This window comes from Sulfitobacter sediminivivens, from assembly GCF_042611115.2.
Classification (GTDB): Bacteria; Pseudomonadota; Alphaproteobacteria; order Rhodobacterales; family Rhodobacteraceae; genus Sulfitobacter; species Sulfitobacter sediminivivens.
Genome location: NZ_JBHGAR020000010.1, coordinates 97,360 through 123,325, shown reverse-complemented (window position 1 = coordinate 123,325; position 25,966 = coordinate 97,360). Strand labels below are relative to the sequence as shown.

The 25,966-nt window shown below is 56.9% G+C and carries 34 protein-coding genes; 13 read left to right on the top strand and 21 right to left on the bottom strand.

Going from position 1 to position 25,966, the window contains the following annotated elements; all coding sequences use genetic code 11:
* Nucleotides 1-2 precede the first annotated feature (2 nt).
* Nucleotides 3-767, bottom strand: coding sequence for a sulfite exporter TauE/SafE family protein (locus ACEWL3_RS12145; RefSeq protein ID WP_386182908.1), 765 nt, complete (start codon nucleotides 765-767; stop codon nucleotides 3-5).
* Between the two features lie 143 nt (nucleotides 768-910).
* Between ACEWL3_RS12145 and ACEWL3_RS12140 the strand changes: the two genes are divergently transcribed.
* Nucleotides 911-2,596, top strand: coding sequence for an acyl-CoA dehydrogenase family protein (locus ACEWL3_RS12140; protein WP_386182910.1), 1,686 nt, complete (start codon nucleotides 911-913; stop codon nucleotides 2,594-2,596).
* On the opposite strand, the gene ACEWL3_RS12135 is transcribed toward ACEWL3_RS12140, so the two are convergent.
* Nucleotides 2,593-3,804 carry an MFS transporter gene (locus ACEWL3_RS12135; protein ID WP_386182912.1) on the bottom strand — a complete coding sequence of 404 codons (1,212 nt, stop codon included), beginning with the start codon at nucleotides 3,802-3,804 and terminating at the stop codon, nucleotides 2,593-2,595. The two genes, ACEWL3_RS12140 and ACEWL3_RS12135, sit on opposite strands and share 4 nt — an antisense overlap.
* Before the next feature lie 118 nt (nucleotides 3,805-3,922).
* Between ACEWL3_RS12135 and ACEWL3_RS12130 the strand changes: the two genes are divergently transcribed.
* Both ACEWL3_RS12130 and ACEWL3_RS12125 read left to right on the top strand, forming a co-directional pair.
* Entirely contained in the window at nucleotides 3,923-4,453 is a 531-nt protein-coding gene (locus tag ACEWL3_RS12130) for a TetR/AcrR family transcriptional regulator (protein WP_435000946.1), read from the top strand.
* A 13-nt stretch (nucleotides 4,454-4,466) separates the two neighbouring features.
* Nucleotides 4,467-4,859 carry an META domain-containing protein gene (locus ACEWL3_RS12125; RefSeq protein ID WP_386182916.1) on the top strand — a complete coding sequence of 131 codons (393 nt, stop codon included), beginning with the start codon at nucleotides 4,467-4,469 and terminating at the stop codon, nucleotides 4,857-4,859.
* Here ACEWL3_RS12125 and recO read toward each other — a convergent pair.
* From recO to folK, 12 genes are all read right to left on the bottom strand, one after another.
* Nucleotides 4,843-5,568 carry a DNA repair protein RecO gene (gene recO / locus ACEWL3_RS12120; protein ID WP_386182918.1) on the bottom strand — a complete coding sequence of 242 codons (726 nt, stop codon included), beginning with the start codon at nucleotides 5,566-5,568 and terminating at the stop codon, nucleotides 4,843-4,845. The genes ACEWL3_RS12125 and recO overlap by 17 nt on opposite strands.
* A complete protein-coding gene (locus ACEWL3_RS12115; RefSeq protein ID WP_114880711.1) occupies nucleotides 5,568-5,897 on the bottom strand; it encodes a DUF1491 family protein in 330 nt (109 codons plus the stop codon). The genes recO and ACEWL3_RS12115 overlap by 1 nt, the downstream gene beginning before the upstream one ends.
* 60 nt (nucleotides 5,898-5,957) lie before the next feature.
* Nucleotides 5,958-6,884 carry a GTPase Era gene (gene era, locus ACEWL3_RS12110; RefSeq protein WP_386182920.1) on the bottom strand — a complete coding sequence of 309 codons (927 nt, stop codon included), beginning with the start codon at nucleotides 6,882-6,884 and terminating at the stop codon, nucleotides 5,958-5,960.
* Nucleotides 6,881-7,567 carry a ribonuclease III gene (gene rnc / locus ACEWL3_RS12105; protein WP_386182922.1) on the bottom strand — a complete coding sequence of 229 codons (687 nt, stop codon included), beginning with the start codon at nucleotides 7,565-7,567 and terminating at the stop codon, nucleotides 6,881-6,883. Before rnc ends, era begins: the two co-directional genes overlap by 4 nt.
* Nucleotides 7,564-8,400 (bottom strand): signal peptidase I, encoded by an 837-nt coding sequence (lepB, locus tag ACEWL3_RS12100; RefSeq protein ID WP_386182924.1) that lies wholly within the window; start codon nucleotides 8,398-8,400, stop codon nucleotides 7,564-7,566. Before lepB ends, rnc begins: the two co-directional genes overlap by 4 nt.
* Before the next feature lie 111 nt (nucleotides 8,401-8,511).
* Nucleotides 8,512-8,919, bottom strand: a complete 408-nt coding sequence (gene acpS, locus ACEWL3_RS12095; protein ID WP_386182926.1) for a holo-ACP synthase — start codon at nucleotides 8,917-8,919, stop codon at nucleotides 8,512-8,514.
* Nucleotides 8,920-8,935: 16 nt separating this feature from the next.
* Entirely contained in the window at nucleotides 8,936-9,373 is a 438-nt protein-coding gene (locus ACEWL3_RS12090) for a hypothetical protein (protein WP_386182928.1), read from the bottom strand.
* A 1-nt stretch (nucleotide 9,374) separates the two neighbouring features.
* Nucleotides 9,375-10,130, bottom strand: a complete 756-nt coding sequence (locus tag ACEWL3_RS12085) for a pyridoxine 5'-phosphate synthase (protein ID WP_386182930.1) — start codon at nucleotides 10,128-10,130, stop codon at nucleotides 9,375-9,377.
* A gap of 32 nt (nucleotides 10,131-10,162) precedes the next feature.
* Nucleotides 10,163-10,819: a DUF2062 domain-containing protein gene (locus ACEWL3_RS12080; RefSeq protein ID WP_386182932.1), complete on the bottom strand. Its 657-nt coding sequence runs from the start codon at nucleotides 10,817-10,819 to the stop codon at nucleotides 10,163-10,165.
* 62 nt (nucleotides 10,820-10,881) lie between these two features.
* Nucleotides 10,882-13,023 carry a RelA/SpoT family protein gene (locus ACEWL3_RS12075; RefSeq protein WP_386182934.1) on the bottom strand — a complete coding sequence of 714 codons (2,142 nt, stop codon included), beginning with the start codon at nucleotides 13,021-13,023 and terminating at the stop codon, nucleotides 10,882-10,884.
* Nucleotides 13,024-13,072: 49 nt separating this feature from the next.
* On the bottom strand, nucleotides 13,073-13,426 hold the full coding sequence (gene rpoZ / locus ACEWL3_RS12070) for a DNA-directed RNA polymerase subunit omega (protein ID WP_114879890.1): 354 nt from the start codon (nucleotides 13,424-13,426) through the stop codon (nucleotides 13,073-13,075).
* 72 nt (nucleotides 13,427-13,498) lie between these two features.
* Nucleotides 13,499-14,062, bottom strand: coding sequence for a 2-amino-4-hydroxy-6-hydroxymethyldihydropteridine diphosphokinase (gene folK / locus ACEWL3_RS12065; protein ID WP_386182936.1), 564 nt, complete (start codon nucleotides 14,060-14,062; stop codon nucleotides 13,499-13,501).
* 181 nt (nucleotides 14,063-14,243) lie between these two features.
* On the opposite strand from folK, the gene ACEWL3_RS12060 reads away from it, so the two are divergent.
* From ACEWL3_RS12060 to ACEWL3_RS12035, 6 genes are all read left to right on the top strand, one after another.
* On the top strand, nucleotides 14,244-14,798 hold the full coding sequence (locus tag ACEWL3_RS12060; protein WP_386182938.1) for a LabA-like NYN domain-containing protein: 555 nt from the start codon (nucleotides 14,244-14,246) through the stop codon (nucleotides 14,796-14,798).
* Between the two features lie 119 nt (nucleotides 14,799-14,917).
* The gene (gene ispH, locus ACEWL3_RS12055) at nucleotides 14,918-15,868 is read left to right on the top strand and encodes a 4-hydroxy-3-methylbut-2-enyl diphosphate reductase (protein ID WP_386182939.1); all 951 of its coding nucleotides are present in this window, start codon (nucleotides 14,918-14,920) and stop codon (nucleotides 15,866-15,868) included.
* Nucleotides 15,865-16,332, top strand: coding sequence for a DUF3429 domain-containing protein (locus tag ACEWL3_RS12050; protein ID WP_386182941.1), 468 nt, complete (start codon nucleotides 15,865-15,867; stop codon nucleotides 16,330-16,332). The genes ispH and ACEWL3_RS12050 overlap by 4 nt, the downstream gene beginning before the upstream one ends.
* Complete coding sequence (locus tag ACEWL3_RS12045) at nucleotides 16,329-16,922, top strand: methyltransferase domain-containing protein (RefSeq protein ID WP_386182943.1); 594 nt, start codon at nucleotides 16,329-16,331, stop codon at nucleotides 16,920-16,922. Before ACEWL3_RS12050 ends, ACEWL3_RS12045 begins: the two co-directional genes overlap by 4 nt.
* A complete protein-coding gene (rnhA, locus tag ACEWL3_RS12040) occupies nucleotides 16,915-17,367 on the top strand; it encodes a ribonuclease HI (protein WP_386182945.1) in 453 nt (150 codons plus the stop codon). The genes ACEWL3_RS12045 and rnhA overlap by 8 nt, the downstream gene beginning before the upstream one ends.
* Nucleotides 17,364-17,987: a trimeric intracellular cation channel family protein gene (locus tag ACEWL3_RS12035; protein WP_386182947.1), complete on the top strand. Its 624-nt coding sequence runs from the start codon at nucleotides 17,364-17,366 to the stop codon at nucleotides 17,985-17,987. Before rnhA ends, ACEWL3_RS12035 begins: the two co-directional genes overlap by 4 nt.
* 40 nt (nucleotides 17,988-18,027) lie before the next feature.
* Here the strand turns inward: ACEWL3_RS12035 and ACEWL3_RS12030 are convergent, their stop codons facing one another.
* The 5 genes from ACEWL3_RS12030 to def (ACEWL3_RS12010) are packed head-to-tail and all read right to left on the bottom strand — an operon-like array spanning nucleotide 18,028 to nucleotide 20,713.
* A complete protein-coding gene (locus ACEWL3_RS12030) occupies nucleotides 18,028-18,264 on the bottom strand; it encodes a hypothetical protein (RefSeq protein ID WP_114879897.1) in 237 nt (78 codons plus the stop codon).
* A 3-nt stretch (nucleotides 18,265-18,267) separates the two neighbouring features.
* Nucleotides 18,268-19,182 carry a methionyl-tRNA formyltransferase gene (fmt, locus tag ACEWL3_RS12025; protein ID WP_386182950.1) on the bottom strand — a complete coding sequence of 305 codons (915 nt, stop codon included), beginning with the start codon at nucleotides 19,180-19,182 and terminating at the stop codon, nucleotides 18,268-18,270.
* A gap of 24 nt (nucleotides 19,183-19,206) precedes the next feature.
* Nucleotides 19,207-19,704: a peptide deformylase gene (gene def / locus ACEWL3_RS12020; protein WP_386182952.1), complete on the bottom strand. Its 498-nt coding sequence runs from the start codon at nucleotides 19,702-19,704 to the stop codon at nucleotides 19,207-19,209.
* Nucleotides 19,701-20,198, bottom strand: a complete 498-nt coding sequence (gene def / locus ACEWL3_RS12015) for a peptide deformylase (RefSeq protein WP_386182954.1) — start codon at nucleotides 20,196-20,198, stop codon at nucleotides 19,701-19,703. The genes def (ACEWL3_RS12020) and def (ACEWL3_RS12015) overlap by 4 nt, the downstream gene beginning before the upstream one ends.
* Nucleotides 20,195-20,713, bottom strand: coding sequence for a peptide deformylase (def, locus tag ACEWL3_RS12010; protein ID WP_386182956.1), 519 nt, complete (start codon nucleotides 20,711-20,713; stop codon nucleotides 20,195-20,197). The genes def (ACEWL3_RS12015) and def (ACEWL3_RS12010) overlap by 4 nt, the downstream gene beginning before the upstream one ends.
* A 97-nt stretch (nucleotides 20,714-20,810) precedes the next feature.
* Between def (ACEWL3_RS12010) and ACEWL3_RS12005 the strand changes: the two genes are divergently transcribed.
* The gene (locus tag ACEWL3_RS12005; protein WP_386182958.1) at nucleotides 20,811-21,986 is read left to right on the top strand and encodes a MalY/PatB family protein; all 1,176 of its coding nucleotides are present in this window, start codon (nucleotides 20,811-20,813) and stop codon (nucleotides 21,984-21,986) included.
* Nucleotides 21,987-22,029: 43 nt separating this feature from the next.
* Here the strand turns inward: ACEWL3_RS12005 and ACEWL3_RS12000 are convergent, their stop codons facing one another.
* The gene (locus ACEWL3_RS12000) at nucleotides 22,030-22,383 is read right to left on the bottom strand and encodes a hypothetical protein (protein ID WP_386182960.1); all 354 of its coding nucleotides are present in this window, start codon (nucleotides 22,381-22,383) and stop codon (nucleotides 22,030-22,032) included.
* A gap of 170 nt (nucleotides 22,384-22,553) precedes the next feature.
* On the opposite strand from ACEWL3_RS12000, the gene ACEWL3_RS11995 reads away from it, so the two are divergent.
* Entirely contained in the window at nucleotides 22,554-23,528 is a 975-nt protein-coding gene (locus ACEWL3_RS11995; protein WP_386182962.1) for a glutathione S-transferase family protein, read from the top strand.
* A gap of 9 nt (nucleotides 23,529-23,537) precedes the next feature.
* On the opposite strand, the gene ACEWL3_RS11990 is transcribed toward ACEWL3_RS11995, so the two are convergent.
* Entirely contained in the window at nucleotides 23,538-23,903 is a 366-nt protein-coding gene (locus tag ACEWL3_RS11990; protein WP_386183212.1) for a response regulator transcription factor, read from the bottom strand.
* Nucleotides 23,904-24,107: 204 nt separating this feature from the next.
* Between ACEWL3_RS11990 and ACEWL3_RS11985 the strand changes: the two genes are divergently transcribed.
* Together ACEWL3_RS11985 and cbiB are read left to right on the top strand one after the other, a co-directional pair.
* Nucleotides 24,108-25,055 (top strand): threonine-phosphate decarboxylase, encoded by a 948-nt coding sequence (locus ACEWL3_RS11985; RefSeq protein WP_386182964.1) that lies wholly within the window; start codon nucleotides 24,108-24,110, stop codon nucleotides 25,053-25,055.
* Nucleotides 25,052-25,966 carry an adenosylcobinamide-phosphate synthase CbiB gene (gene cbiB / locus ACEWL3_RS11980; protein ID WP_386182966.1) on the top strand — a complete coding sequence of 305 codons (915 nt, stop codon included), beginning with the start codon at nucleotides 25,052-25,054 and terminating at the stop codon, nucleotides 25,964-25,966. The genes ACEWL3_RS11985 and cbiB overlap by 4 nt, the downstream gene beginning before the upstream one ends.

Genomic DNA, 25,966 nt, shown 5'->3' with positions numbered 1-25,966 from the left:
AGCTAGAACAAGGCGCGCCTGACAAGGTTGGCCCCGGCGACCAAAAGCACGAACAGGGTCGCGCGCCGGAAAAGCTGTTGATCAATCTGGTCCATCACTTTGCCGCCGATCCACATGCCAAGTGCAGCCGGCAGTATCAAGGCGGCGGAAAAGGGCCATGTTTCTGCCCGCAATACCCCGGACCCGATATGCGCGCCCGCAAGGGCCGCCGAGCCTAAGCCATAAATAACGCCCTGAATCCGCATCTGGTCATACTTTGGGGTGTTCAGTGCCGTCAGGTAAGCGACCGTTGGCGGCCCCCAGACCCCTGACATACCCCCCATTACACCTGCAAATCCGCCAGCGCTTGCCTCAATGATCATCGTGCGTTTCGCCAAATGGAATTGATATCCCGTCAATTGCAGTACAGCAAAAAATATCACTGGAATGCCGATCACCAACTTTAGCACGTCATCCGGCACGACACGCACCAGTTGCGCCGCAATCACCAGGGTGATTCCCCCCGCAATCAGGAACACCCGAAACAGCTTGATCGACTGCCACGCCGCCGTTGGACCTTGCCGCAACGATTGCATCATGTTGCTGACCAGCGTCGGAAGAATCAGCCCGGCGAGCGCATACTCCGGCGCAATAAAGAATGTCAGGCCAGAGATCAGGACCAACGGCATTGCAAAACCCACCACACCTTTGACTAACCCTGAAATCAAGGCAACCAACATCGCCAGAATCAGATGACTGGTTGTCAAAAAGGGGAATAGAGCGTCCATGGGCCCTACATAACACCTGATAAATTCAGCGCATTCAAATTCCATCGCGTAATTTTAGAACAAAACGCCGCACCCAAACGTATCTTTGTTGTGCTGCACCTGCAAAGTAGCTATCCAGCTTTGCAAGCAAAAAGGACGATCACATGCCACATGACGGTCAGGATATGACGATGCAAAAGCCGATAATTCTGGATGATCTGTTGAAACTGACTGCGGCGGCGCTGCCTCCGCTTGATGCCGTCCTGCAAAAAGCCGTCACTCGCGTCCGGGCATTGGTCACTGCGGATGGCCGTGTTTCTGGCCCCCTGATCGAAGCACATCAAACCGCCGCTCATGGTTTGGCATGGCTTGCCACATATGCCCAAGCGCTGCGCCAGATGCAGGCATGGGCCGAGCGCCTGAGAGCGGACGGTCGTTTTGGCGAAACAGAACAGCTCCTCCACCAGATCGCCTTTGGAGAATATCTTTGGCAGATCTATGGCGGCATCCAGATGAACCAGGGCGAGGTCGTGCGCCTGCAGGACATGGGGCTTTCCCAGGACGACATGCGCGGTTTGATGGAGCCTGCAGTCATGTCACTGACCCAAGGTGGCAACACCCAATCGGCACGGACGCGCTTGGTTGAATTGATGCAGGAACATTCTGCAAATCTCACAGTGGGTGCCAGCGGGTTGGACGATGAATTGGAAATGATTCGCGAACAATTCCGCCGTTACGCCGTCGAAAAGGTCGAACCATATGCGCATGAATGGCACCTCAAAGATGAATTGATTCCGATTGAGGTGATCAATGAACTCGCGGAAATGGGCGTTTTTGGCCTGACCATCCCCGAGGATCACGGCGGTCTGGGCCTGTCCAAGGCATCCATGGTTGTTGTCAGCGAAGAGTTAAGCCGGGGCTATATCGGCGTCGGCTCGCTTGCTACCCGCTCCGAGATTGCCGCCGAACTGATTCTATGCGGCGGTACGGAGGCACAAAAATCCCAGTGGTTGCCGGGTCTTGCCAGCGGTGAAATCTTGCCAACAGCGGTTTTTACCGAGCCGAACACCGGGTCCGATCTGGGCGCGCTGCGCACCCGTGCCACCAAAGACGGCGACGACTATAAGGTGACTGGCAACAAGACGTGGATCACCCATGCGGCACGCACGCATGTGATGACCCTGCTGGCGCGCACCGATCCAGACACCACCGATCACCGGGGCCTGTCCATGTTTCTGGCCGAAAAAACGCCAGGCGATGACGCCAACCCGTTCCCCACACCCGGCATGACAGGCGGCGAGATTGAGGTACTGGGATACCGCGGCATGAAGGAATACGAACTGGCCTTTGACGGATTTGAGGTCAAGGGCGAGAACCTTTTGGGGGGCGAAGAAGGCAAAGGGTTCAAGCAATTGATGGAAACCTTCGAATCGGCCCGCATCCAAACCGCTGCACGTGCGGTGGGCGTTGGCCAATCCGCGCTCGATATCTCGATGCAATATGCGCAAGACCGCAAGCAATTCGGCAAAGCGTTGATCAATTTCCCGCGTGTGTCGGGCAAATTGGCGATGATGGCGGTTGAATTGATGATCGCCCGCCAACTGACCTATTTCAGTGCATGGGAAAAAGACCACGGTCGACGCTGCGACCTTGAGGCTGGCATGGCGAAACTTCTGGGTGCCCGGGTTGCCTGGGCCGCAGCGGACAACGGCCTGCAAATTCATGGCGGCAACGGTTTTGCGTTGGAATACAAGATCAGCCGGGTTTTGTGTGACGCCCGTATTCTTAACATCTTTGAAGGTGCCGCAGAAATTCAGGCGCAAGTGATCTCGCGCCGCCTGCTTGGTTAGGTCCGTTGGACGCGCACCGCACCCAAGCGGGGGTGCAGCCCACGGGCCAGCATCCCCGCGCCCAGCATCCCGCCACCGCAAACGGCAAACAGCCCCGCGAGCGGCATCACCATAAGCACCAAGGCAGCGACAGCAGGCGTCAAGATCCCCGATACATCCCGGTAACTGGTGTAAACCGCTGACATCTCGGTGCGCTCGGATGGTTTGACGGCCATCAGGAATGGCAGCCCGCCGCACACGTCCAACATGATCAACATTGATGACGCGGCAAAAAGGCTGCCGACAACGACCCATGGCAAATCAGAAGTAACCCATGCCGCGACAAACAACGCACCACCGATCAGAAACGCCCCACTCACAGAGGCGCGCACCCCGAGTTTACGCACCAGCACCAACATTGCCGGAGCCACAAAAAGAAACATGTTCGACGCCGAGAGCGCTGCGGCTCCGACCGTTTCACCCAAACCATTTTCAACACAGTAAATTGGCAGATAGACCACATAGACCCACCAGCCACACGAACGGACCACCGCAAACAACCAACCCGCAATCAAGCGCGGTTGCGCCATAAAACGCCCCAGAAATGCGATCGGCAACGGTGACGGCGTGCGGGCGCGGGTGATCTGCTTGCCGTTTCCCAACCGAAGCCGCCAAAACACAAATATCTGTGCAGCAGCAAAGCATCCCGCAACAATAAACGGCGCTGGTGTCCACCAATTAAGCAGCCAGACCCCGATGATCGGCCCGGCTGCCCAGCTTGGTCCGCTAAACACCAATCGCAATGTTTCGGATTTACCCAGATTGGTACGGGCTACATAATCAAGCACATAGGCGTTCAAACATACGGCCACAGTCACCGTTGCAACGCTCAAACACCCCAGTGCGATGGGGACCAGCGCGGGCAGTCCCGTCATCGCCAGTGCAATTCCCAGAAGATAAAGCACTGATCCCACAGAATACATCAACCGGCGCGACAACCGGCCGGCAAGCCATGGAACCAACAAGCCAAAAATCAACGAGACAATTCCGACCGCCAGATAAATCTGACTTACCGTCGCGGCATCGCCATAAGCGCGGTAAACCACCAACGGCATTACGGACATCAATGTGCCCCGAATACCTGCTTCCAGCCCGGACAGAATGGCAAAATCCCTAACCTTTGGAATCGGCAAATGGGTCAGCGGCAAAGGGGCACGTGGTGCAATCATAAAGCCACTGCACCACTTTATGCCGTTGCCTGTCTTGGCCTTGTACGACACCAAACAAGTCGATTATGGCCCGTCCGAATCCTTGCCACATCTCAGCCCACAGCATATCCACCTGAATATGAGCACAACCCGCCTGACCTCAGACGATTGGCTGACTGCTGGATTTGATGCCTTGCAGCATGGTGGTGAAAATGCGCTCGCCGCGGAACCATTGGCGCGTCAACTTGGCACCACGAAAGGGTCGTTTTACTGGCATTTCAAGGATGTTCCCGCCTTTCATGCTGCTCTCATCGCCAGTTGGCACGAATCTGCAATGGGAACGGTGACGGCCCAACTTTCAGGTGGCGGACCAGCCGATCAGCGCCTGCGCAGCTTTGGCGCAGAGGTGTTGAGCGACCCGGTTGAGCCCCGCTTGCGCGTCTGGGCGCAATCAAACGCGGCTTTGGCAGATGCATTGCACAAAGTAGACATTGAACGACTGGCCTATCTCACGACACTTTTGCGTCAGCTCGGCCTTGGAAATCCTGATTTTGCGCGCGCGTTGCTGGCCGCGCTGGTAGGTTTGCCGCAGGTTTCTCCAAATGACCGGGCTGTGCAAACAGCGACGTTCGACACGCTGGTCGATACGGTTCTGGCCCTGTCGCAATGATCGGAGCATCATCATGTCTGTCCGCCTCTTACTTGCTCTCTTGCTCGCCCTGCCCGCTTGCAGGAACGACGAAAGCGTCCGCGCATATGGTGCCGCCGACAAAGAATGGCGTTTGGTCGAACTTGCGGGAAAACCCTTTGATGCAACTGCCACGCTGACATTCCCCGAACCAGGGCGCATCGCAGGCGCGGCACCGTGCAACACCTTTAGTGCGTCAATGACCGTCCCTTACCCCTGGTTCGAAGTTGGCTCCATCGCCGCAACAAAAAGGGCCTGTCCCGACCTGCCATCCGAAACCGCATTCTTTACGGCACTTGAACAGGCAACATTGTCAGAGGTGCTGGGCAACACGCTGATCTTGTCCAACACGGACGGGTTGAGCATGGTCTTTACCGCCGGCGGGTGAACGCCTCCACAAACCGTGCGCGGGCTTCGGGCAGGGGCTTGCCGCCCAAGTCATGTGCCAGATGCCGTTCAAGGAAATATCCGGTGGTCACAAAGCCCTGCCCAATTTCGGCATCTGACCCCTCACCCTCGCCGCGCAACACATCGGGCAAAGGCAGCATCCTGTCCGCCCACTCGCCTGCGCCTTTTGCAGACACAGCGCGCCCAGATTTGGGGGAAACGAAACACAAGCCCTCCGTCGCGCCGGTCACCGCACAGGCGCTCAGATCAAGCGCATATCCCATCTCCTCCAGCAGCCCCATTTCCCACTGCAAATAGGCCAACGGCCAAACATCGAGCTGCCCCAACAGATCTAGCAAGGCTTGTGTCCGGTCATAAAGCGGCGCGTGAGCCTCGCGTTCCGGCAGGCAAAACGACAACAGCGCCGTAACTGTGTTCAGGCCCGCCAGTGCCAACCGATCCCCCATTGCCGCTGCCGCGCGACTGCGCACCGGTTCCACGCTAAAGCTGCCAATGTGATCTTCCAACCTTGCGCGCCACACCACGTCCAGCTGTGCACCCGGTTGCAGAATTGGTGCGATCTTGCGGCTGGTCCCCCCGCGCACCACACCAAAGTGACGCCCATGGGTCGGCGTAAACATTTCAATGATCGACGATGTCTCGCCATGCTTGCGCGCGCTCAGCAATATTCCCTGATCCCGCCACTCCATCAGCTGAGCCCATCCTCATCCAACAAATGCCGCCCCGCGCGATCCTCAACCTCGATCACCCAAAGGTCCGGATCAAAACTGCGTTGACGGGCGATGGTCTCATCGACATCGGCCTCTGCACCGCTGGCCAGTTCAATCCAACGCCGATCCCCGGTCATCAGATCAAAAGACCGCTGGAACACCACAGCCTGCCCATCCAGAGTATTAAGCTTAATCAGGACCGCGCCGCCGGTATCATCGCCGTGGGCCACCACAAACGCCGGAATATCCTGAAACCGCAACCGCGCCAGATAGGCATCAACCCAAAAACGTGCGGTCAGACGGGGCATTGACCCCCCCGGTTCATTGTTCTGAAAATACACACCTTTGGTGTGACGACTGCCAAAAAGTCACCCGTTGCCATCTTTGAAATCCAGCCCCATTTCGGAATACCGCTCGGCATCCTCCAACCAGTTGGGCCGTACTTTGACCTGCAAAAACAGATGGACCCGCCGCCCCAGAAACTCTTCCAATTCCTCGCGCGCGGCTTTGCTGACGCCTTTGATTGTCTCGCCCTTGTTGCCCAGCACGATACCCTTATGGCCATCACGTATGACATAAATCAGCTGATCAATCCGCGCAGTACCATCATCGCGCTCTTCCCAATTTTCCGTCTCGACAGTCAACTGATAGGGCAATTCCTGATGTAGCCGAAGCGTCAGCTTTTCGCGCGTCATCTCTGCGGCGATCATCCGCATCGGCAAGTCGGCAATCTGATCCTCCGGGTACAGCCACGGCCCCTCAGGCAATTCATCTGCCAGCCACTTGCGCAACGCCTCCACGCCATGCCCGCGTTCTGCCGAAATCATAAACGTCTCGGCAAAGGCAAAGCGTTCGTTCAGGTCTTTGCTCAGCCCCAACAAAACCGGCGCTTCAACCTTGTCGATTTTGTTGATCGCCAGGGCCACCTTGCGCCCTTTGCCAATGTCAACAAGCCCCTCAAGAATGCGCTGCACGCCTTCGGTCACACCGCGATGTGCCTCAACCAGCAGCACCACGATATCGGCATCTGCTGCCCCACCCCAAGCGGCGGCCACCATTGCGCGATCCAGACGGCGGCGCGGCTGGAAAAGACCCGGCGTATCGACAAAAACGATCTGCGCATCACCTTCCATCGCAACACCGCGAATGCGCGCACGTGTCGTTTGGACTTTATGGGTAACGATGCTGACCTTGGCCCCGACCATGCGGTTCAACAGGGTGGATTTGCCCGCATTGGGTTCTCCGATCAGGGCGACAAATCCGGCCCTCGTCTTGGCGACAGGCGATGTGGTCATGTGTCATTCTCCAACTGCGCCAGCAATAGGGTCGCGGCGGCCTGTTCTGCATTTCGTTTTGAATTTGCAGTCGCTTTTGCCTCAGCACCGTTGTCAAGCATTGCCGCGATGGTAAAAACCGGCGCATGATCTGGGCCACTTCGGTCAATTTGAACGTACTTTGGCGGATTCAACCCACGCGCCTGCGCCCATTCCTGCAGTGCCGTTTTGGCATCGCGGGCATCCTCTTTTACACTTTTAACACGTTTGCCCCAAAGGCGCAGCACCATATCTCGCGCCGCGTCGAAACCGCCATCAAGATACACGGCGGCAATCACTGCCTCTATGCCGTCTCCCAGCAGCGCCTGTTTGCGCCGCCCCCCCGAAATCATCTCAGACCGCCCCAGCTTGAGCACCTGCCCCAGATCAATTTCACGCGCGACATCGGCGCAGGTTTCCTTGCGCACCAATGCATTGAAGCGCGGGGCCAATTGACCTTCCGTGGCGCTTGGATCCAAGGTCAGCAATGCCTCTGCCATCACCAAACCCAACACCCGGTCACCCAGAAATTCCAATCGCTGATTGTCATCGCGATTGGCCGACGACATCGATGCGTGGGTAACGGCGCGGCCAAGCAATTCAGGCGCGGCAAACCGATGCCCTATGCGCCCCTCAAAGGCCTTTAGTTCGCCACTTAACTTCATTTGACCGCTTTAAAGAACCGGTCACTGCGCCACGTCCAGAAAAACAGCATCGACCGGCCAGCCGAGCTGAACATGATCCGATCCGCGCGACCGATAAGGTTTTCATAGGGCACAAATCCGACGCCACCGGCCTGTTGCGCCAACCGGCTGTCAGCAGAGTTGTCACGGTTGTCGCCCATGAAAAAGTAATGCCCCTCAGGCACCGAATAGATGCCTGTCCTGTCAGATTGCTGATCGGCAATGTTCAAAACGACATGCGCAACACCATTTGGCAATGTTTCGATCTGGCGGGATTTCTGGCACAACCCACCGGCCCCAACCGGGCCATTTTCACAGCGCGGGCGCAGCGCTTGAGGGCCTTGCGGGGCCATTATTTCTTCGAACATCCCGGCATCCTGCAACTGAACGGGCTCGCCGTTAATTTGCACCACACCCGCCCTGACCTGAACGGTGTCACCGGGCAGACCAATCAAGCGTTTGATATAGTCACGTCCAGACACCGGATGGCGGAACACAACCACGTCGCCACGCTCCGGATCGCCCCCGAACAAGCGGCTATTGTCACCGTCAAACATGCCACAGATATCCTTGGCATCCACTTCGATGCCGATGCCCGGCATCATCAGGCTCGGACAGGACGCATAGGAATAGCCATAGGCCATCTTGTTCACGAACAGAAAATCACCGATCAGCAGCGTTTCCTTCATCGAACCTGACGGAATCCAGAACGGTTGAAAGAACAGACTGCGGAAAACACCAGCAATCAGCAGCGCATAGACTATTGTCTTGATCGTTTCGACAAAGGCGTTGCCGGTCTTTTCCTTGGCGGCCATGCGGCGCTCCATTATGTTCAGGGTCGGGATGGTCCAATTTTGCAGCTACATGCGGGCGGGCGGCGGCACTGTCAAGCACAGGCACCCACACAAGGCCCCAACCCGCCTATTTCATACCGGCACTTTGGGACGCGCCTCAATCACGACAAAGGCCTGTGCCCAGGGGTGATCATCGGTCAAAGTCACATGGATGATGGCCTCATGACCAGGCGGTGTCATGCTCGCAAGCCGTGTCGCGGCCCAGCCTGTAACCTCCATCACCGGTTGGCCCGAGCGCAGATTGCTGACGGCCATGTCGCGCCATGAAATGCCCATGCGCAACCCAGTGCCCAGCGCTTTTGAACACGCCTCTTTTGCGGCCCAGCGTTTGGCATAGGTGCCCGCAACATCCTTGCGCCGCTCTGCCTTGCGCTGCTCAACCTGCGTAAACACACGATCGCGGAACCGATCCCCAAAGCGGTCCAGCGTCCCTTGGATGCGCTCGATATTTGCAAGGTCAGTTCCGATACCAAGGATCATGTGACGGCCCTCATTATCAATGTATCTGAACGGCCTTCATGCCGTTAAGATCAATGCGCCACCGTGTCGGCACAGTTGGGCAACACCGGGGATCATTTGGCCCCGGCATCGTTGTCGTCACATCTACAAAATTCTGCGAAAACACGGCGTCACGAGGTTGCTGACCATACATGCCTACAACTTCTCCGGCAAAGGCCCAGCCATCAGCCTGCCGGATGAACACCCCTATTGCGATCCCTGTGTTTCCTGCTGCACCGGGGATATGCTCGTATACAACGCCAATCGCTGTGGTCGCTTGGGCCGGATCCGGCGCATTGGGCAGCCAAAAGGAAACTTGCGCCGTACCGGAGTTGGTCAGGTTCTGAAACAACAGCGCATCCAAATCACCCCAGTCCTGAGCCTGAGCGATCTGTGCCGCGCAGGCCATAGCGAGGGCCACTATCCACAACTTCATCTTAATCGACCTCACGTGCCTCATCCATCAAACGGCGCATTTCGGTGATGGCGGGTTCTAGCCCCAGAAAAATCGCCTCTCCTATCAGGAAATGCCCGATGTTCAATTCCTTGACCTCCGGAAACGCAGCAATCGGCGACACCGTGTCATAGGTCAGCCCGTGACCTGCATGCACCTCAAGTCCAAGGTCATGCGCAAAGGTCGACATCTCTTCCAGCTTTTTCAATTCAGTCTGGGCGTCCGGCCAACGCCCTTCAGCGAAGGCATCGCAATAGGCACCGGTATGCAATTCGATGACTTCGGCCCCGATACGATTGGCCGCTTCGATCTGACGCTTGTCTGCGGCAATGAATATCGACACCCGGCATCCAGCGTCGCGCAGCGGTGCGATAAAATGAGCGAGCTGATTTTCCTCACGCGCAACTTCAAGCCCGCCTTCGGTGGTGCGCTCTTCGCGTTTCTCCGGCACGATACAAACCGCGTGGGGTTTATGGCGCAGCGCGATCTTTTGCATTTCAGGTGTCGCAGCCATCTCAAAATTCAGCGGAATTGAAAGAACCTCCATCAGCCCGTCAATATCGGCGTCAGAGATGTGCCTGCGGTCCTCGCGCAAATGTGCGGTGATACCGTCCGCGCCAGCATTTTCAGCAATCTTGGCGGCACGCAATGGGTCCGGATAGGCCCCGCCACGCGCGTTGCGCACGGTCGCCACGTGGTCGATGTTCACTCCCAGTCTCAGTCTATTCTGCGTTGCCATGTTTATTCCTTACCGGTTGCGTCATGATCAGGTTATTTTGCTTTGCGCTTTGCGTCTGCCTTTGCCGCAGCTTTTTGTTTGAGCGCCTCGAATTTCGCTTTGATCATGCCCTTGCGGCGCTTTTGATAGGCCCGCAACAATGGCACAGACAGATAATAGGCAACTGACGCGCACAGAATGCCCGGCAAAATGCCCCCGATCAAATAGGGATAAAAGACCTCGCGGCCGAACACGATAAGGCCCGACCAGTCCATTTCCGCCTTGGTGAAAATAGCCGTAAAGTTGTACCATAATTCGCTGCCAGCATCGGCGAATTTGCCAGTGAATGATCGCTTCACCCCTTCATCCAATTTGGCACCCAAGATCCAGTGACCGGTCTTGAGCGAAGCAATACCAATCGGCACGTAGGTCAGCGGATTGCCGAAAAACGTGGCCATGAGTGCTGCCAGAATGTTCCCTTGCATGGCCCGCGCCACAAAGGCCGCAACTACAAAGTGCATCCCGTAGAACGGCGTGAAAGTCGTGAAAACACCTGCCCAGATGCCCCGCGCAATCCGCTCCGGGCTGTCTGGCAACCGCCGCATCCGATGTTTGACATAGTGAAACGCACGCGTCCAACCCCCGCGCGGCCACAGAAACTCGGCCATCGCGCGCAATGTTGGTTTCGGATCACGGCGTTTAAAAATCAACTATTGCTATCCAGTATCAGTGTTACATTTGCCAAGACTTTGGCCGGGTGAACCTGGCACCTTCAAACCGCCAGTTTTTGTGCGTTCATATCACGATGCCGCGTAATCTCTGCCACGTCATCCTCTGCTTCCAGCGTTAACATAAGCGAATGCAAATGTGCCACATCCCGCAGCTCCACATAGATCAACAGCCGATAAAAATCAGGTTTGCGCTCCAAGAACTCCAGATCAGAGATATTGGCGGATGCCGCGCCGATCAAGGTGCATATCCGACCTAAAACCCCCGCTCCATTGCCGATGGTCAGGTCAATGACCGCACCATAAACCGCCGGGTGGCTGCCTTCGTGCCACCGCAGGTCCAGCCAACGTTCTGGCTGGTCTTCATATGCAGACAGGTTTTCACAATCAATGGCATGAACGGTCACACCCTTGCCGCGAAAAGTGATGCCAATAATCCTTTCGCCTGGCAACGGATTGCAGCACGGCGCGCGGTCAAACGATTGGCCCGGCTCCAGACCAACCACGGCGCGGCGCGCATCAATCTGATCGGCCTTATGCGGTGCCAGATCAGGATAGACCGATTGCACAACTTCTCGTCCCGTCAATTCAGAGCTGCCCAGCCGGGCAAGTACTTCCTCTGCATCATTCAATCGCATGTTCTTGGCGGCGGTGCGCAGCACCTTGCTTGTCGCCTCTTTTCCCACATGCAGGAAAGCGGACCTTGCCAGTTCCTGACCCAGCTTGATGAACCGCGCACGATCCACCTCGCGCAGGGACCGTCTGATCGCAGCCTTAGCCTTGCCAGTTGTGGCAATATCCAGCCAGGTCACCTGTGGTGTTTGACCCTGAGCGGTGATGATCTCAATCGACTGACCGTTCTTCACGCGGGTCCACAAGGGCACACGCATACCGTCCACTTTGGCACCCACGCAGGCATTGCCGATGCGGGTGTGGATGGCATAGGCAAAATCAATTGGCGTACCCCCACGGGGCAATTTGACCACGTCGCCTTTCGGCGTAAAACAAAACACCTGGTCGGCGTACATTTCCAGCTTGACTGCCTCAAGGAAATCTTCGTGGTCGTCCTCTGCGTCGAATTGTTCCGTCAGTTGGGCGATCCATTTGGCCGGGTCGACAGCAAACGGGTTCTTTGACCGCACACCGTCCCGGTACGACCAATGCGCGGCAACCCCTGTTTCAGCCACATCATGCATAAGTCGCGTTCTGATCTGGACCTCCACCCGTTTTCCGTCGCGCCCGGACACGGTGGTGTGGATAGATCGATATCCGTTGGTTTTGGGCTGACTGATATAGTCTTTGAATCGCCCCGGCACAGCACGCCAGCGGCGGTGAATGGCCCCGAGCGCGCGGTAACAATCCTCTTCGCTGCGCGTGATGATGCGAAATCCATAGATATCCGACAGCCGGCTGAAGGACTGCTCTTTCTCTTCCATCTTGCGCCAGATGGAATAGGGCTTTTTGGCGCGCCCGAATACCTCGGCCTCAATGCCACCCTTGTCGAGTTCTAGCCGCATATCCCCCGTGATGCGCTGGATCACGTCCCCTGATTCGCGTTGCAGCGTGATAAATCGACGGATGATGGATTGGCGCGCCTCGGGGTTGAGCACCTTGAAGGCGAGGTCTTCCAACTCTTCGCGCATCCATTGCATCCCCATGCGCCCGGCAAGAGGCGCAAAGATATCCATGGTTTCGCGTGCTTTTTTCTGCTGCTTGTCGACGCGCATTGACTTGATCGTGCGCATGTTATGCAACCGGTCGGCAAGTTTGACCAGAATGACCCGCATGTCTTTGGCCATCGCCATAAACAACTTGCGAAAATTCTCGGCCTGCTTGGTCTCTGTCGAATTAAGCTGAAGATTGGTCAGTTTGGTGACACCATCAACAAGTTCCGCCACTTCATGACCAAAGATCTTTTCCACTTCGGCATAGGATGCCTTGGTGTCTTCGATGGTGTCATGCAGCAACGCTGTGATGATCGTCGCATCATCCAATTGTTGTTCGGTCAGAATGGCCGCAACGGAAACGGGATGCGTGAAATAAGGTTCGCCCGAGTGACGAAATTGCCCCTCGTGCATCGCAGCGCCATAATCATAGGCCGTGCGGATCAGTTTTTCATTGGTCTTGGGGTTATAATGATGAACCAGCGCAAGCAGGCCGTCGGCAGTCATCTCGGCGTTGTTCATGCCATCTGCCTCTTGGCCCCTACGTCCAAAAACGCAAGGGCTCGGGGGTTTACCCCTGCCCCTGTGCCGCCATCAACTGACGCAACAACATTTCTTCGGACATGCTGTCTTCTTCTGGCTTGTCCTGCTCTGCACCCATCAAAAGCGCCATGGCGTCTTCTTCAGGCTCATCAACTTCAATCTGGTTCTGGTTGGATTCAATCAGACGCTCGCGCAAGGCATCAGCAGATTGTGTTTCATCCGCAATCTCACGCAGCGAAACGACGGGGTTCTTGTCGTTGTCCCGATCCACAGTCACAGCAGAACCTGCCGAGATTTCGCGCGCCCGATGGGCCGCCAGCATGACAAGCTCAAATCGGTTGGGAACCTTGTCTACACAATCTTCTACAGTAACGCGGGCCATGGAATGCTCCAATATCTCAATGTGCGGTCAGAAGGGGAGTATTTAGGAGGCTTTGGGCCGATTTACAAGCGGCTATTCGATCCGACGCACGGCTGATTTTTCGGCCTCCGGAACCGCCTCCAACAGGCTTTTGATGCTTTCTCCAAGGATTGGGTGCACCCAGTCCGGTGCGACATCTGCAAGCGGTACCAAAACAAACGCGCGATCCTGCAGACGCGGATGTGGCAGTATCAATTCATCCGGTGTGCGGTTAATCTGTGCCTCAACTGGCAATTCGCGCCATGTCTGGTGGGTTTTGAGGTCAGGCAACACAAGATCATCATAGCTGATCATATCCAGATCAAGCGTGCGTTGCCCCCAGCGCCGGACCCGTTCGCGGCCCATGTCTGCCTCGATGGCCTGCAATATCTCCAGAGCCTGTGTTGGCGACCACGGCACGCTGATCTTTGCCGCTGCATTCACATAATCGGGACCGTTCCCAGCGGGAAACGCCGGCGTGTGATAAAACGGGCTCAGGGCGCGAATCACTGCTCCGTTTTTCTTGAGTGCGGCGACCGCTTCACGCAGTGTAACCTGCGGTGGCCCCTTGGGTGACGTCAGGTTACCCCCAAGCGCTATGAGTAGGATGTGGTTCATTTTGAGCGGATCATCGCCATTTTCCCCACGATTATGCCTTTGCACCCTGCGCAAAAAGTCCTACCTATACCCCCCAATAACTCGGGGCAAAATTATTTGATTTGTGCTTTGATCGTTAATTCAATGCGACGTTATCTCAAGCCTGATTGTTTGGCGACGGCCCCGCCGAAAGGAAATAAAAATGTTCTACAAAGATGAGCGGCTGGCGTTGTTTATCGACGGCTCCAATCTTTATGCCGCAGCCAAATCCTTGGGCTTTGACATCGACTACAAGCTCTTAAGACAAGAGTTCATGCGCCGGGGCAAACTTCTGCGCGCGATCTATTACACCGCTTTGCTGGAAAATGACGAATATTCGCCAATCCGTCCTTTGGTGGATTGGTTGCACTACAATGGCTATACCATGGTGACGAAACCGGCCAAAGAATACACCGACAGCATGGGTCGGCGTAAAGTCAAAGGCAACATGGACATCGAACTGGCCGTGGACGCGATGGAGCTTGCACCGCGGCTCGATCACATTGTGATTTTCTCCGGTGACGGCGACTTTTGTCCCCTGGTAGACCATCTGCAGCGCCGAGGCGTGCGCGTTTCTGTTGTATCGACGATCCGCAGCCAGCCGCCGATGATTTCAGATGAACTGCGCCGCCAGGCGGATAACTTCATCGAATTGGACGATCTGCGCGAGGTAATCGGCAGGCCCCCTCGCGAACCGCTGCCTGCAGAAACCGAGTGATCGAAAACTGACGCCGGTGCCATGGTAAAGACGGCAATTGGCACGGCTTTAGCCCTGCGGCGGCACTGGACGAATGGCCCTCAAGGCCTTACTTCTGGGCCAAGCCGCCGGAGTGCCCGATGACCAAACCTGCCCTCACGCTCTATCTTGCCGCCCCGCGTGGGTTTTGTGCAGGCGTGGACCGCGCCATCAAGATCGTCGAAATGGCGCTGCAGAAATGGGGCGCGCCCGTCTATGTCCGGCATGAGATTGTGCACAACAAATTCGTTGTCGACGGGCTGCGCGATCTCGGTGCCATCTTTGTCGAGGAACTGTCTGAATGTCCCGACGACCGCCCGGTGATATTCTCGGCGCATGGTGTGCCCAAATCGGTCCCCAATGCCGCAGAAGCGCGCAATATGATCTATGTCGACGCGACGTGCCCATTGGTGAGCAAAGTCCATATCGAAGCCCAGCGACATGCAGATGCCGGTCTTCAGATGATCATGATCGGCCACAAAGGCCACCCCGAGACCATTGGCACAATGGGCCAATTGCCCGACGGCGAAGTTCTGTTGGTCGAAACGCCCGATGACGTTGACGACGTCGATGTGCGCGACCCAAACCGTCTGGCCTATGTCACCCAGACCACGCTTAGCGTGGATGATACCGCCGATATTGTCACCGCTCTCAAGGCACGATTTCCGGCCATCGTCGGCCCCCATAAAGAAGACATTTGCTACGCCACCACAAACCGCCAGGAAGCCGTCAAAGCGATGGCCCCGAAATGCGACGCAATGCTGGTTGTCGGCGCGCCCAATTCGTCAAACTCGCGCCGCTTGGTTGAGGTGGGCGCGCGCGCCGGATGTCCCTATGCGCAATTGGTTCAACGCGCCGCAGATATCGACTGGCGCAGCTTGGATGGCATTACCAGCATCGGCATCACTGCTGGCGCATCAGCCCCCGAGGTACTGATCAACGAGGTCATCGACGCATTTAAAACCCGCTATGACGTGACCACCGAAATCGTGGAAACCGCGCAAGAGAACGTTGAATTCAAGGTGCCCCGGGTCCTGAGAGTCCCGGCATGATCCGTATCCCAGCATCCGCGCTGCTGCTGGGGGTCGCCGGGCTCATCCCGTTTATCTGGGGTGCCTTGGTCACTTTGGGTTATGTCAACGCCAGCATCGGCGACCCCGCATCTGGTGGATATTCTATCATCGCAGCCACCGACGGCTCCCTTTTGATGATACGATATGGCGGCATCATTCTGCCCTTCATGTCTGGCATTCTCTGGGGGTTTGCCACCAAAGCCGAAGGCAACCAAAGCGGCGCTGCCTATGTCCTTTCTGTTTTGCCCGCTATCTGGTGGTTCCTGATGCCTGGCACCGATGCACCCGGCGCATTAATCAACCTGATGATCGGCTTCTCAACCGTCTTGCTCCTTGATCTTGCATTTCAACGCTGGGATCTTGCGCCACCGTGGTGGATGTCCCTGCGGATTCCGCTGACAATCGTGGTGCTGATCTGTCTGGCCATTGGGGTCTGGGCGTGAGCGATCCGAAAACGCTTGGCGTCTATGCCAAAAAGGCAGAGGAATACGCAGGTCTCGTCACAAAATCTGCAAAAAAAGACCCATTGCTGGGCAAGTTCATTCAAGCGCTCCCCGAGGGCGCTCATGTCCTTGATCTCGGCTGCGGGCCGGGAAAATCTGCAAGCATAATGGCACAGGCAGGATTGTCCGTCACGGCAATGGACGCGGTACCGGAAATGATCGCATTGGTCCCGGAGCATGCCTTGATCACACCGGTTCTCGGCACCTTTGACGACATTGCTGGCACGGATCTTTATGACGGCATTTGGGCCAACTTCAGCCTGCTGCATGCAAAGCGCACCGACCTACCGCACCACCTTAAGGCATTGCACAACGCACTCAAACCCGGTGGCCTTTTTCACATTGCCCTCAAGTCGGGTGAAAATAGCAAACGGGACCGCCTCGGGCGGTATTACACATACTACACGCAGGCCGATCTGACCGATTTGCTGACCGCTGCGGGCTTTGTGGTTGACAGTTGTACCACCGGCCGCGATGTGGGGCTTGATGGCACACCCGCCGATTGGATCGCCCTGCACGCCTATGGCTAAACTTTTCGCATACACGGACGGCGCGTGTTCAGGCAATCCCGGCCCCGGTGGCTGGGGTGCTTTGATGCAGGCACGCGATGGCGATACTGTTGTCAAAGAACGCGAACTCAAAGGCGGCGAGGCCGAAACAACCAACAACCGGATGGAGTTGCTGGCCGCCATCAACGCGCTGGAGGCGCTGGACCGCCCAACCGAGATTACCATCGTAACAGACAGCAATTATGTGAAGAACGGCATCACCGGCTGGATTTTTGGCTGGAAAAAGAACGGCTGGAAGAATGCGGCCAAAAAGCCCGTCAAAAACGCTGAACTGTGGCAACGGCTTGATGCCGCAAACGCCCGCCACACCGTCACGTGGGAATGGGTCAAAGGCCACGCTGGCCACCCCGAAAATGAACGCGCCGATGAACTGGCCCGCGCGGGCATGGCTCCGTTCAAAAAATGACCCTGCTCAGCCTGCTAGATTACGCGTCCGTCCTGATCTTTGCCATCACAGGTGCATTGGTCGCCAGCCGCGCACAACTTGACCTGATCGGCTTTGCCTTTATTGCTTGCCTCACAGCACTGGGCGGCGGCACTATCCGGGATCTACTGCTCGACCGTAATCCGATTTTCTGGATCGCGAACCCCACCTATCTGGCCGTTGCTGCAGGGGCCGCTTTGGTAGTCTTTTTCACTGCACACCTGCTCGAAAGCCGCCTGCGCACGCTGATCTGGCTCGACAGTCTTGCACTGGCCGTGGCGGTGGCCGCGGGGGCGGGCGTTGCGCTGTCGCTGGATCAATCTGCCATCATCGTCATCCTGATGGGGATGATCACCGGCTGCATGGGCGGCCTGATGCGCGATGTTGTTGTGGATGAGGTGCCGCTGGTGCTGAAACAAGGCGAGCTTTATGTCACAGCCGCGTTTGCCGGAGCCGCGACGGCAGTTCTGGTGCGCGTCTATGAGTATGATACCTTTTTGGCCTTGCTCGCCTGCGCCATCGTTACCTGGATTCTGCGCGCAGGGTCGCTGTTTTTTGGCTGGCATCTGCCGGTCTACAAAAGCACGCCGCCCAAAACCTGAACGATCAGCCCCTCACTTCACCCTTTTTCAAATACCGTCTTCATCGCCGCCAGTGAAACGGTACGATGATTAGCGCCCCGATTGAGGATACAATCGCATTCAAGCCGGGGCTCGAAAACCCAAAACCGAACATGATCCGCACGAAATAGAACAGGAATGCACCGCCAATGCAGATGATGATCGACTGCAAAATGCCATTGTGCGTCCACTCTGTCTTTTCGGAAACATATCCTACAATCCCCGCAATCACGACCGTCCCGAACATGGTCAGAAACATCTGCTATTCTCCTGTCAGCAGGGTGCCCGGCGCAATCTGCGCGCCGCGTTGAAAATCATCAACATCCTGCACAGCCTTGCCCGCCCGTTGCAAGCGCGTCAGTTGTACAGCACCAGTGCCACAGGCGATGCGCAACCCCTTGTCCAAAACCTCACCCGCAGGGCCAGACCCCTCTACCAAGGTTGAACCCAGTACCTTGACCCGCGTACCCGCCTGCTCAAACCACGCACCGGGAAACGGCGACAGACCCCTGATCAATCGGTCAATTTCTTGCGCCGGTTTGGTCCAATCAATCCGCGCTTCGGCTTTGTCAATCTTTGACGCATATGTCACCCCGTCATCTGGCTGTGGCACTGGTGTCAGACTATCCAGCGCTGCCAGCGCCTCAACAATCGCTGCGGCCCCCAGGTTGCTTAACCGATCGTGCAATTGGGCCGTTGTTTCATCCGCACCAATGTCTGTCACTTTGCGCATCAACACTGGACCTGTATCCAGCCCCGCGTCCATCTGCATGATGCACACGCCTGTTTCTGCATCCCCCGCCATGATCGCCCGGTGGATCGGTGCAGCCCCCCGCCAACGCGGCAACAGGCTTGCGTGAATGTTCAGACATCCCTTGCGAGGCGCATCCAACACCGCCTGCGGCAGGATCAACCCATAAGCCACGACCACCGCCACATCCGCCCCAAGTGCAGCAAAAGCCGCTTGTTCGTCAGCGGACTTCAACGACACCGGATGGCGCACCGGGAAACCCAAAGCTTCGGCACGCATCTGAACCGGGCTCGGCCGATCCTTTTTGCCGCGCCCGGCGGGCCGTGGCGGCTGGCAATAGACTGAAGCAATGTCGTGGCCCGCCGTCACCAGCGCATCAAGCACCGGCACCGAAAACTCTGGCGTTCCCATAAAAATGACGCGCATCGCGATTCCTTTCTGCCGCAGGCCTCAGCCTTTGGTCTTGCGGGCCCTGCGCAACAGCATGTCACGCTTGATCTTGCTCAGATTGTCGAAATACATCCGCCCTGCCAAGTGGTCGATCTGGTGCTGAACCGACGTCGCCTCTAGGCCCACAAAATCGCGTTCCAATATTGCACCACCTTCGTCCATATAGCGCACACTCACGCCGCGCGGACGGCTGATCTTTGCGGATACTCCCGGCAAATTTGGGCTGGCTTCTTCGTGCACATTCATGATCGCCGAGGCATCAATCACCTGCGGATTGGCCAACCGGATACGCCGATTTCGCGCCTCGGACACATCCACCACGGCCAGTTGCAGCATCACACCGATCTGCGGCGCACCAAGGCCGACACCGGGCATCGCATCCATCGTGTCGATCATATCCTCCCAGATACCGCGTACTTCATTGGTGATCTGAGGCACCTCGGCGGCCTTTGTCCTGAGCCGTTTGTCAGGCCAGGGGATGCAGCGCCGCACAGTCATTGCGCATGATACTCCGCAATCAGGGCATTCCGTTCGTCGGCGCCCAGATGATCAAAGGTCACGACCCCATCCAGATGATCCAATTCATGCTGAACGCAAGCTGCTGCAAACCCTTCAAAGCTCTGCACATAGCGCCCGCCATTCAGGCCAGTCCACACCATCTGAACCTGTGCAGGGCGGCTGATGTCAGCGGCGACACCCGGAATGCTCAGGCAGCCTTCGCTGTTGGTCGCCCGCTCCTCGCTCACTTCCTGCAACATCGGATTGAGGCAGACAATCGGATCAGGCTTGCCCTCTTTCCATCCCGTGTCCATCACAAATATACGCTGCATCGCGCCCACCTGCGGCCCCGCCAAACCACGCCCCGGTGCGGCATACATTGTCTCAAGCATGTCGGCGGCCAGTCTTTCAATTTCGGGGGTAATCTGCGTGATCGGCGAACAGGTTTCCGCCAGACGTGGGTCCGGCCACTTCAGAATCGGCAGAACGCTCATCCGCGCGCCAACTCGCGTTTGAGCTTCACCATCTTGCGGGTGATCATCTGACGCCGCAGCGGTTTGAGGTAGTCGATGAACAGCTTGCCATCCAAATGGTCGATCTCATGCTGGACGCAGGTCGCCCACAACTTGGTGAAGGTATCGGTTACTTCCTTGCCGTTGCGATCAATCCAACGCACATCAACCTCGGCCGGGCGTGTCACATCGGCAAACTGCTCAGGGATCGACAAACACCCTTCTTCATAGGTGTTCAGATCGTCCGAAGATGCGATCACTTCGGGATTGAACATGATCATAGGGCGCGGGGCCTCGCCCTCTTCCTTTACACAATCAAGCACGATCAGGCGGCTAAGAACGCCAACCTGAGGGGCCGCCAAGCCAACGCCGGGTGCCTCGTACATCGTGGTCAGCATATCATCGCCCAAAAGGCGCAATTCATCTGTCAGGTCCGTGACAGGCGCGCAGACTTTCTTGAGCCGGGGGTCGGGGTGCAAAAGAATGGTTCGTTTCATGAGCGTGATTTATGCAATGCCTGCACAGACTGCAACCGGGGGCTTGCAGTGCCCGCGTTTCCGGGTAGCTTGGCGCGCAACGTCACAGGAGGCCTTAATGAGTTTTGACCAGGTTATCGATCGGCGCGGTACCGATTCGAGTAAATGGGACCTTATGGAATCCTTTTCGGGGGTATCTCCCCAGGACGGCATCCCGATGTGGGTCGCAGACATGGATTTTGCGGCCCCCGATTTTCTGCAGGATGCCGTGCGCGGCCTACTCGAAAAAGCGAACTACGGCTATTTCAGCGGCATGGAAACGTATCAGGACGCCGTTAAATGGTGGATGCAACATCGCCACAACTGGTCTGTGGAAGCGGATTGGATGTTTGTCACATATGGTCTGGGCAACGGCATTGCCATGACGTTGCACGCGTTCAGCGCGCCGGGCGACGCGGTTGTGACCTTTACACCCGTCTATCACGAATTCGCCGCCAAGATCGCCAAGACAGGCCGCGTTAACACGCAACTGCCGCTGACCATTCAGGCGGATGGTACCTATGCGATGGATTTCGACGCCTATGATGCGCTATTGACCGGGAATGAAAAGATCGTCCTGATCAGTTCCCCGCACAATCCTGCCGGGAGGGTCTGGTCGCAAGACGAACTAACGGCGCTAGCGGACTTTTGCACACGTCACGATCTGCTGCTGGTGTCGGACGAGATTCACCATGACCTCATCCGGCCGGGGCACACATTTTTACCAACCCATGTGGCCGTGCCACAGATTACCGACAGACTGATCACCATGACCTCCGGCTCCAAGACCTTTAACATTGCGGGTGCCCGAACCGGCTGCGTGATGATCCCCGATCCTGACCTGCGCACCCGTTTCGGCGCGTTCTACCGCAGCCTTGATATCAGCCCAAACCTGCTGGGTATTACGCTGACCCATGCCGCCTATTCCCCGGCGGGGGCGCTCTGGGTTGATGGGCTGGTGGCCTATCTTGACCGCAATGCGACCCTGTTTAATGACCGGATAAACGCCATCCCCGGCGTGCGGGCAATGCCGATGCAATCGACCTATCTGGCATGGGTGGATTTTGCGGACACCGGCATGACGTCAGATGAAATTCTAGACCGCATTCATCGCGACGCGCGGATTGCTCCAACACCGGGCAGCGGCCTTGGCAAGGGCGGCGAAAGCTTCATGCGTTTCAACATCGCCACTCCCCGCGCCCGGCTCGTAGAAGCCTGCGACCGGTTGGCCGACGCGTTCAAAGACTTGCAATAACCGACTTATGGCGAGGCGAAATCAGCCCTGCCTCAGGTCGTCTTTACCTGCCATCCGTGATCAGGCCGGCAGGCGCGTTCGCCAGTTTCTCAAAATCCAATGCCGCTGATTGTGCGACGGCAGTGGCGCGTTTGAATTCATACTGCATTTCGCCTGCCTCCTCTTCGCCTGCAACAATAAGGCACTGGAACAAATGGTTTGCCCCATCGTAAAGATCGACCAGCCCGCGCAGGTGCGGCGCATCCTCTGCCGCAACGGCAAATCCCGTTTTCCACATCCGCAGAACCGGGTGCACCTGTCCGTCCACATTGATCCGCAATCGCGATGATTTGCGCAGCCCGGCCAGACGTGCCGCATCCAATCCTGCCTGAATTTCTTTTGAAAAAACCGTTTCCATCGTTACCCCCCTAAATAGGTCTAGGCTGCCCTAAACCGCCCTAAATTCAAGTTAATTTTTTATCACAAGCTATAGGTGTGCATTCACGAACGCCTGCTGCGCGGCGTGAATCTTGGACGTCTGCCGATCGATACTCTATATATGGCAGGGAAATTGAGGAGATAGACAAGATGGGGCTATTGGTTGATGGCGTTTGGCAAGATCAATGGTACGATACCAAATCTTCAGACGGGAAATTTGAACGTGCACAGGCACAGTTTCGCAACTGGGTCACAGTGGACGGCAGCGCCGGTTCTTCAGGAAAAAGTGGTTTCAAAGCAGAATCAGGGCGATATCACCTCTATGTTAGCCATGCCTGTCCCTGGGCGCATCGCACGCTGATTTTCCGCCAGATCAAGGATCTGACGTCCCACATCGACGTCTCTGTCGTGCATCCCGACATGCTGGGCGACGGCTGGACATTCGAAACTGATGACAAAGGAGCCACCGGGGACCGTCTGTTCGATCTGCCCTATGCGCGCGACATATATACCAAGGCTGATCCAGAATTTTCTGGACGTGTGACCGTGCCCATGTTGTGGGACACCGACCAGAATACCATCGTCTCCAACGAAAGTTCTGAAATCATTCGCATGTTCAATTCCGCGTTTGACAGCATCACAGGCAATACAGAGGACTACTGGCCCGGCAGCCTGCGTGCCAAGATCGCACCGGTGAATGACCGTATCTATGACACATTGAACAATGGTGTGTACAAATGCGGCTTTGCAACCACACAAAGCGCATACGACGCCGCAGTTCACCCCTTGTTTGAAACTCTTGATTGGCTCGAAGGCATCCTGTCAGAGAACAGATACCTGATTGGTGACAAGCTGACTGAAGCGGATTGGCGTTTATTTACCACACTTGTGCGTTTTGATCCGGTCTATCATCTTCATTTCAAATGCAATCGGGCCCGCATCATAGATTACCCAAACTTATGGGCCTACACACGCGAACTCTATCAATGGCCCGGCGTGGCGCAGACCGTCAATTTCGACCATATTGTCCGGCACTACCATTACAGCCACGAGACCATTAACCCAAACCGGATCATCCCAATCAATCCGGACTTGGATTTTAACGCACCACACGGGCGCGGGTGAAAACCGCTCTCAGCTGATATCTGATCCGTAATGCGCAACCATTGCCGCCAAATCATCTGGCGGCGTCGCCAGGGGCAGGAACGCCCGTGCATTCGCCGAGTGCGCAAAGATCGATCCGTCCGAAAAGAACGTCGTGTTGGTCACAAAAATGACCCGCGCATCAGGTTGCCGGTAATTCGCATAGTCGGCAACGGCAAGTGCCGATCCGTCCTCAAGGACCAAATCCAGAATGATGATATCTGTGTCTTGTTCCGCGAGAAAAGCAATCGCGCCGTCCTGGGTTTCGGTTTTCGATACCCGCATTCCCTGACGCTCCAGATGGCGCTGCCAAAGCCCAGCCAACTCTGGCTGGCTCTCAACGATCAGAACTCGCAGTTGGGTTTCCAAGGACAACGTTTTCCCAATCTTTAAACTAAGACAACTGATAAACACGATAGTTCGAAAACTTAACAAATAGTAAAGTTTCCATTAAGGAACCTAACAAACAGGATCGCCCTTGAACAAGCGGCATTTTTCCGCTCTTTGCAACCCGTCATTCTGGCCCAATTTGGCCGATGTCCCGACGAAAGGTAATGCACGTTGGACAATCTCAAACGCGACCATGGTGGCGGTGTGGATGCAGCCGCAGACGCATACGGCGGGGTGCGGGGCGATTGGCTGGACCTGTCCACTGGCATCAATCCGGTCCCCTACCCGCTCCCAACCATCGCAGACGATGCTTGGGTCGCCTTGCCTGATCAGGCTGCGCGCGATGCGATCGAAACGGCCGCGCGCGAATTTTGGAATGTGCCGGAAACGGCGGCAGTTCTTGCGGTTCCCGGTGCGTCTTCGGCCATCGCTCAGATCCCGCGATTGGTACAGGCGGGCGACGTCCATATCCCCGGCCCGACCTATAACGAACATGCCGCCAGTTTCGCCGCAACCGGATGGCGCGTGACCCAATCGCCTGGCACCGCCTCAGCATCGGTTCATGTTCACCCCAACAACCCCGATGGCCGTCAATGTGATGCCAAAGATATGCGCGGCGCACTCCGAATTATCGACGAAAGCTTTTGTGATGTGGTCCACGATGCGACACTGATTTCCGAGGCTGCACAGCCCGGCACGCTGATCCTGAAAAGTTTCGGCAAGTTTTGGGGGCTGGCTGGCCTGCGGCTCGGTTTTGTCATCGGCGATCCGGCGCTTGTTGAGCGCTTGGGTGCAATGCTCGGACCTTGGGCCGTTGCCGGGCCTGCGTTGACCATTGGAACAGCGGCTCTGCGCGACGGCGATTGGGCCGCTGCCACCCGTGCGCGCCTGCAACAAGATGCGGATCGCCTTGATCAATTGGTTCTGAAAAAGGACGCAAGACTGGTTGGCGGGACCTCCCTTTTCAGGCTCTACGAGGTCGCGGATGCCGCCCAATGGCAACATACACTTGCCCACCATCACATCTGGTCTCGGGTATTTCCCTATAACCCAAAATGGCTGCGGCTGGGCCTGCCCGCCCCTACCGGATGGGATCGGTTGGAAGCAGCACTCGCATGAACACGGCATTGGTCCTGAGCCTTGCGCTGTTGCTTGACGCGATGTTCGGGGAACCCCAGTGGCTGTGGAATCGCCTGCCGCACCCGGCGGTGCTCATGGGTCGGTTGATCAACCAGTGTGATGAACGTTTCAATTCAGAACACTCGCGAAAGCTCAAAGGTCTTCTGGTGCTCTTGGCCCTAATCGCCGGGGCTGCTGTTCTTGGTCAAATCCTCAGCCTTTTTGGACCAGTTGTCGAAGTTGTTGTCGTCGCGATCATGCTGGCGCAGCGGTCCCTGGTCAATCATGTGCGCGCCGTCGCTGACGGCTTGCGCCTGTCCCTGACCCAAGGGCGCCGTGCTGTTGCGATGATCGTTAGCCGCGACACCAACGCAATGCAGGAACCGGCCGTCGCACGGTCCGCAATAGAAAGCGCCGCCGAAAACCTGAGTGACGGCGTGATTGCACCTGCCTTCTGGTTTCTGATTGGCGGCTTGCCCGGATTGCTGATCTACAAGATCGTGAACACCGCCGACAGCATGATTGGATACCTGACCCCGCGCCACGCCGACTTTGGCTGGGCGTCGGCGCGCATGGACGATCTGCTCAACCTGATCCCCGCACGCCTGACCGCTGCCTTGATTGCACTGCCCGGCGGGGTTTTGCAGCGGTGGCGCGGCATTCAGACCGATGCCGCCAAACACCGATCCCCCAACGCCGGCTGGCCAGAGGCCGCGATGGCACGTGCCATAGATGTGGCCTTGGCCGGGCCACGCAGCTATGATGGTCAGATGCAGCAATTTGCGTGGGTGAATGTTACGGGGGCGCGTATCATCGGACCTGCCGCGATCGACGCTGCCATCACCCGTCTGTGGCAGGCATGGGCGGTGATGCTGGGCATAAGCCTGACCCTCGGCCTGTTGTTAATCTAA

What these genes read in the sequence shown, in the direction of transcription:
- ACEWL3_RS12145 (WP_386182908.1), bottom strand. Translation starts at nt 767, where the DNA reads ATGGACGCTCTATTCCCCTTTTTGACAACCAGTCATCTGATTCTGGCG.
- ACEWL3_RS12140 (WP_386182910.1), top strand. Translation starts at nt 911, where the DNA reads ATGCCACATGACGGTCAGGATATGACGATGCAAAAGCCGATAATTCTG.
- ACEWL3_RS12135 (WP_386182912.1), bottom strand. Translation starts at nt 3,804, where the DNA reads ATGATTGCACCACGTGCCCCTTTGCCGCTGACCCATTTGCCGATTCCA.
- ACEWL3_RS12130 (WP_435000946.1), top strand. Translation starts at nt 3,923, where the DNA reads ATGAGCACAACCCGCCTGACCTCAGACGATTGGCTGACTGCTGGATTT.
- ACEWL3_RS12125 (WP_386182916.1), top strand. Translation starts at nt 4,467, where the DNA reads ATGTCTGTCCGCCTCTTACTTGCTCTCTTGCTCGCCCTGCCCGCTTGC.
- recO (WP_386182918.1), bottom strand. Translation starts at nt 5,568, where the DNA reads ATGGAGTGGCGGGATCAGGGAATATTGCTGAGCGCGCGCAAGCATGGC.
- ACEWL3_RS12115 (WP_114880711.1), bottom strand. Translation starts at nt 5,897, where the DNA reads ATGCCCCGTCTGACCGCACGTTTTTGGGTTGATGCCTATCTGGCGCGG.
- era (WP_386182920.1), bottom strand. Translation starts at nt 6,884, where the DNA reads ATGACCACATCGCCTGTCGCCAAGACGAGGGCCGGATTTGTCGCCCTG.
- rnc (WP_386182922.1), bottom strand. Translation starts at nt 7,567, where the DNA reads ATGAAGTTAAGTGGCGAACTAAAGGCCTTTGAGGGGCGCATAGGGCAT.
- lepB (WP_386182924.1), bottom strand. Translation starts at nt 8,400, where the DNA reads ATGGCCGCCAAGGAAAAGACCGGCAACGCCTTTGTCGAAACGATCAAG.
- acpS (WP_386182926.1), bottom strand. Translation starts at nt 8,919, where the DNA reads ATGATCCTTGGTATCGGAACTGACCTTGCAAATATCGAGCGCATCCAA.
- ACEWL3_RS12090 (WP_386182928.1), bottom strand. Translation starts at nt 9,373, where the DNA reads ATGAAGTTGTGGATAGTGGCCCTCGCTATGGCCTGCGCGGCACAGATC.
- ACEWL3_RS12085 (WP_386182930.1), bottom strand. Translation starts at nt 10,130, where the DNA reads ATGGCAACGCAGAATAGACTGAGACTGGGAGTGAACATCGACCACGTG.
- ACEWL3_RS12075 (WP_386182934.1), bottom strand. Translation starts at nt 13,023, where the DNA reads ATGAACAACGCCGAGATGACTGCCGACGGCCTGCTTGCGCTGGTTCAT.
- rpoZ (WP_114879890.1), bottom strand. Translation starts at nt 13,426, where the DNA reads ATGGCCCGCGTTACTGTAGAAGATTGTGTAGACAAGGTTCCCAACCGA.
- folK (WP_386182936.1), bottom strand. Translation starts at nt 14,062, where the DNA reads ATGAACCACATCCTACTCATAGCGCTTGGGGGTAACCTGACGTCACCC.
- ACEWL3_RS12060 (WP_386182938.1), top strand. Translation starts at nt 14,244, where the DNA reads ATGTTCTACAAAGATGAGCGGCTGGCGTTGTTTATCGACGGCTCCAAT.
- ispH (WP_386182939.1), top strand. Translation starts at nt 14,918, where the DNA reads ATGACCAAACCTGCCCTCACGCTCTATCTTGCCGCCCCGCGTGGGTTT.
- ACEWL3_RS12050 (WP_386182941.1), top strand. Translation starts at nt 15,865, where the DNA reads ATGATCCGTATCCCAGCATCCGCGCTGCTGCTGGGGGTCGCCGGGCTC.
- rnhA (WP_386182945.1), top strand. Translation starts at nt 16,915, where the DNA reads ATGGCTAAACTTTTCGCATACACGGACGGCGCGTGTTCAGGCAATCCC.
- ACEWL3_RS12035 (WP_386182947.1), top strand. Translation starts at nt 17,364, where the DNA reads ATGACCCTGCTCAGCCTGCTAGATTACGCGTCCGTCCTGATCTTTGCC.
- ACEWL3_RS12030 (WP_114879897.1), bottom strand. Translation starts at nt 18,264, where the DNA reads ATGTTTCTGACCATGTTCGGGACGGTCGTGATTGCGGGGATTGTAGGA.
- fmt (WP_386182950.1), bottom strand. Translation starts at nt 19,182, where the DNA reads ATGCGCGTCATTTTTATGGGAACGCCAGAGTTTTCGGTGCCGGTGCTT.
- def (WP_386182952.1), bottom strand. Translation starts at nt 19,704, where the DNA reads ATGACTGTGCGGCGCTGCATCCCCTGGCCTGACAAACGGCTCAGGACA.
- def (WP_386182954.1), bottom strand. Translation starts at nt 20,198, where the DNA reads ATGAGCGTTCTGCCGATTCTGAAGTGGCCGGACCCACGTCTGGCGGAA.
- def (WP_386182956.1), bottom strand. Translation starts at nt 20,713, where the DNA reads ATGAAACGAACCATTCTTTTGCACCCCGACCCCCGGCTCAAGAAAGTC.
- ACEWL3_RS12005 (WP_386182958.1), top strand. Translation starts at nt 20,811, where the DNA reads ATGAGTTTTGACCAGGTTATCGATCGGCGCGGTACCGATTCGAGTAAA.
- ACEWL3_RS12000 (WP_386182960.1), bottom strand. Translation starts at nt 22,383, where the DNA reads ATGGAAACGGTTTTTTCAAAAGAAATTCAGGCAGGATTGGATGCGGCA.
- ACEWL3_RS11995 (WP_386182962.1), top strand. Translation starts at nt 22,554, where the DNA reads ATGGGGCTATTGGTTGATGGCGTTTGGCAAGATCAATGGTACGATACC.
- cbiB (WP_386182966.1), top strand. Translation starts at nt 25,052, where the DNA reads ATGAACACGGCATTGGTCCTGAGCCTTGCGCTGTTGCTTGACGCGATG.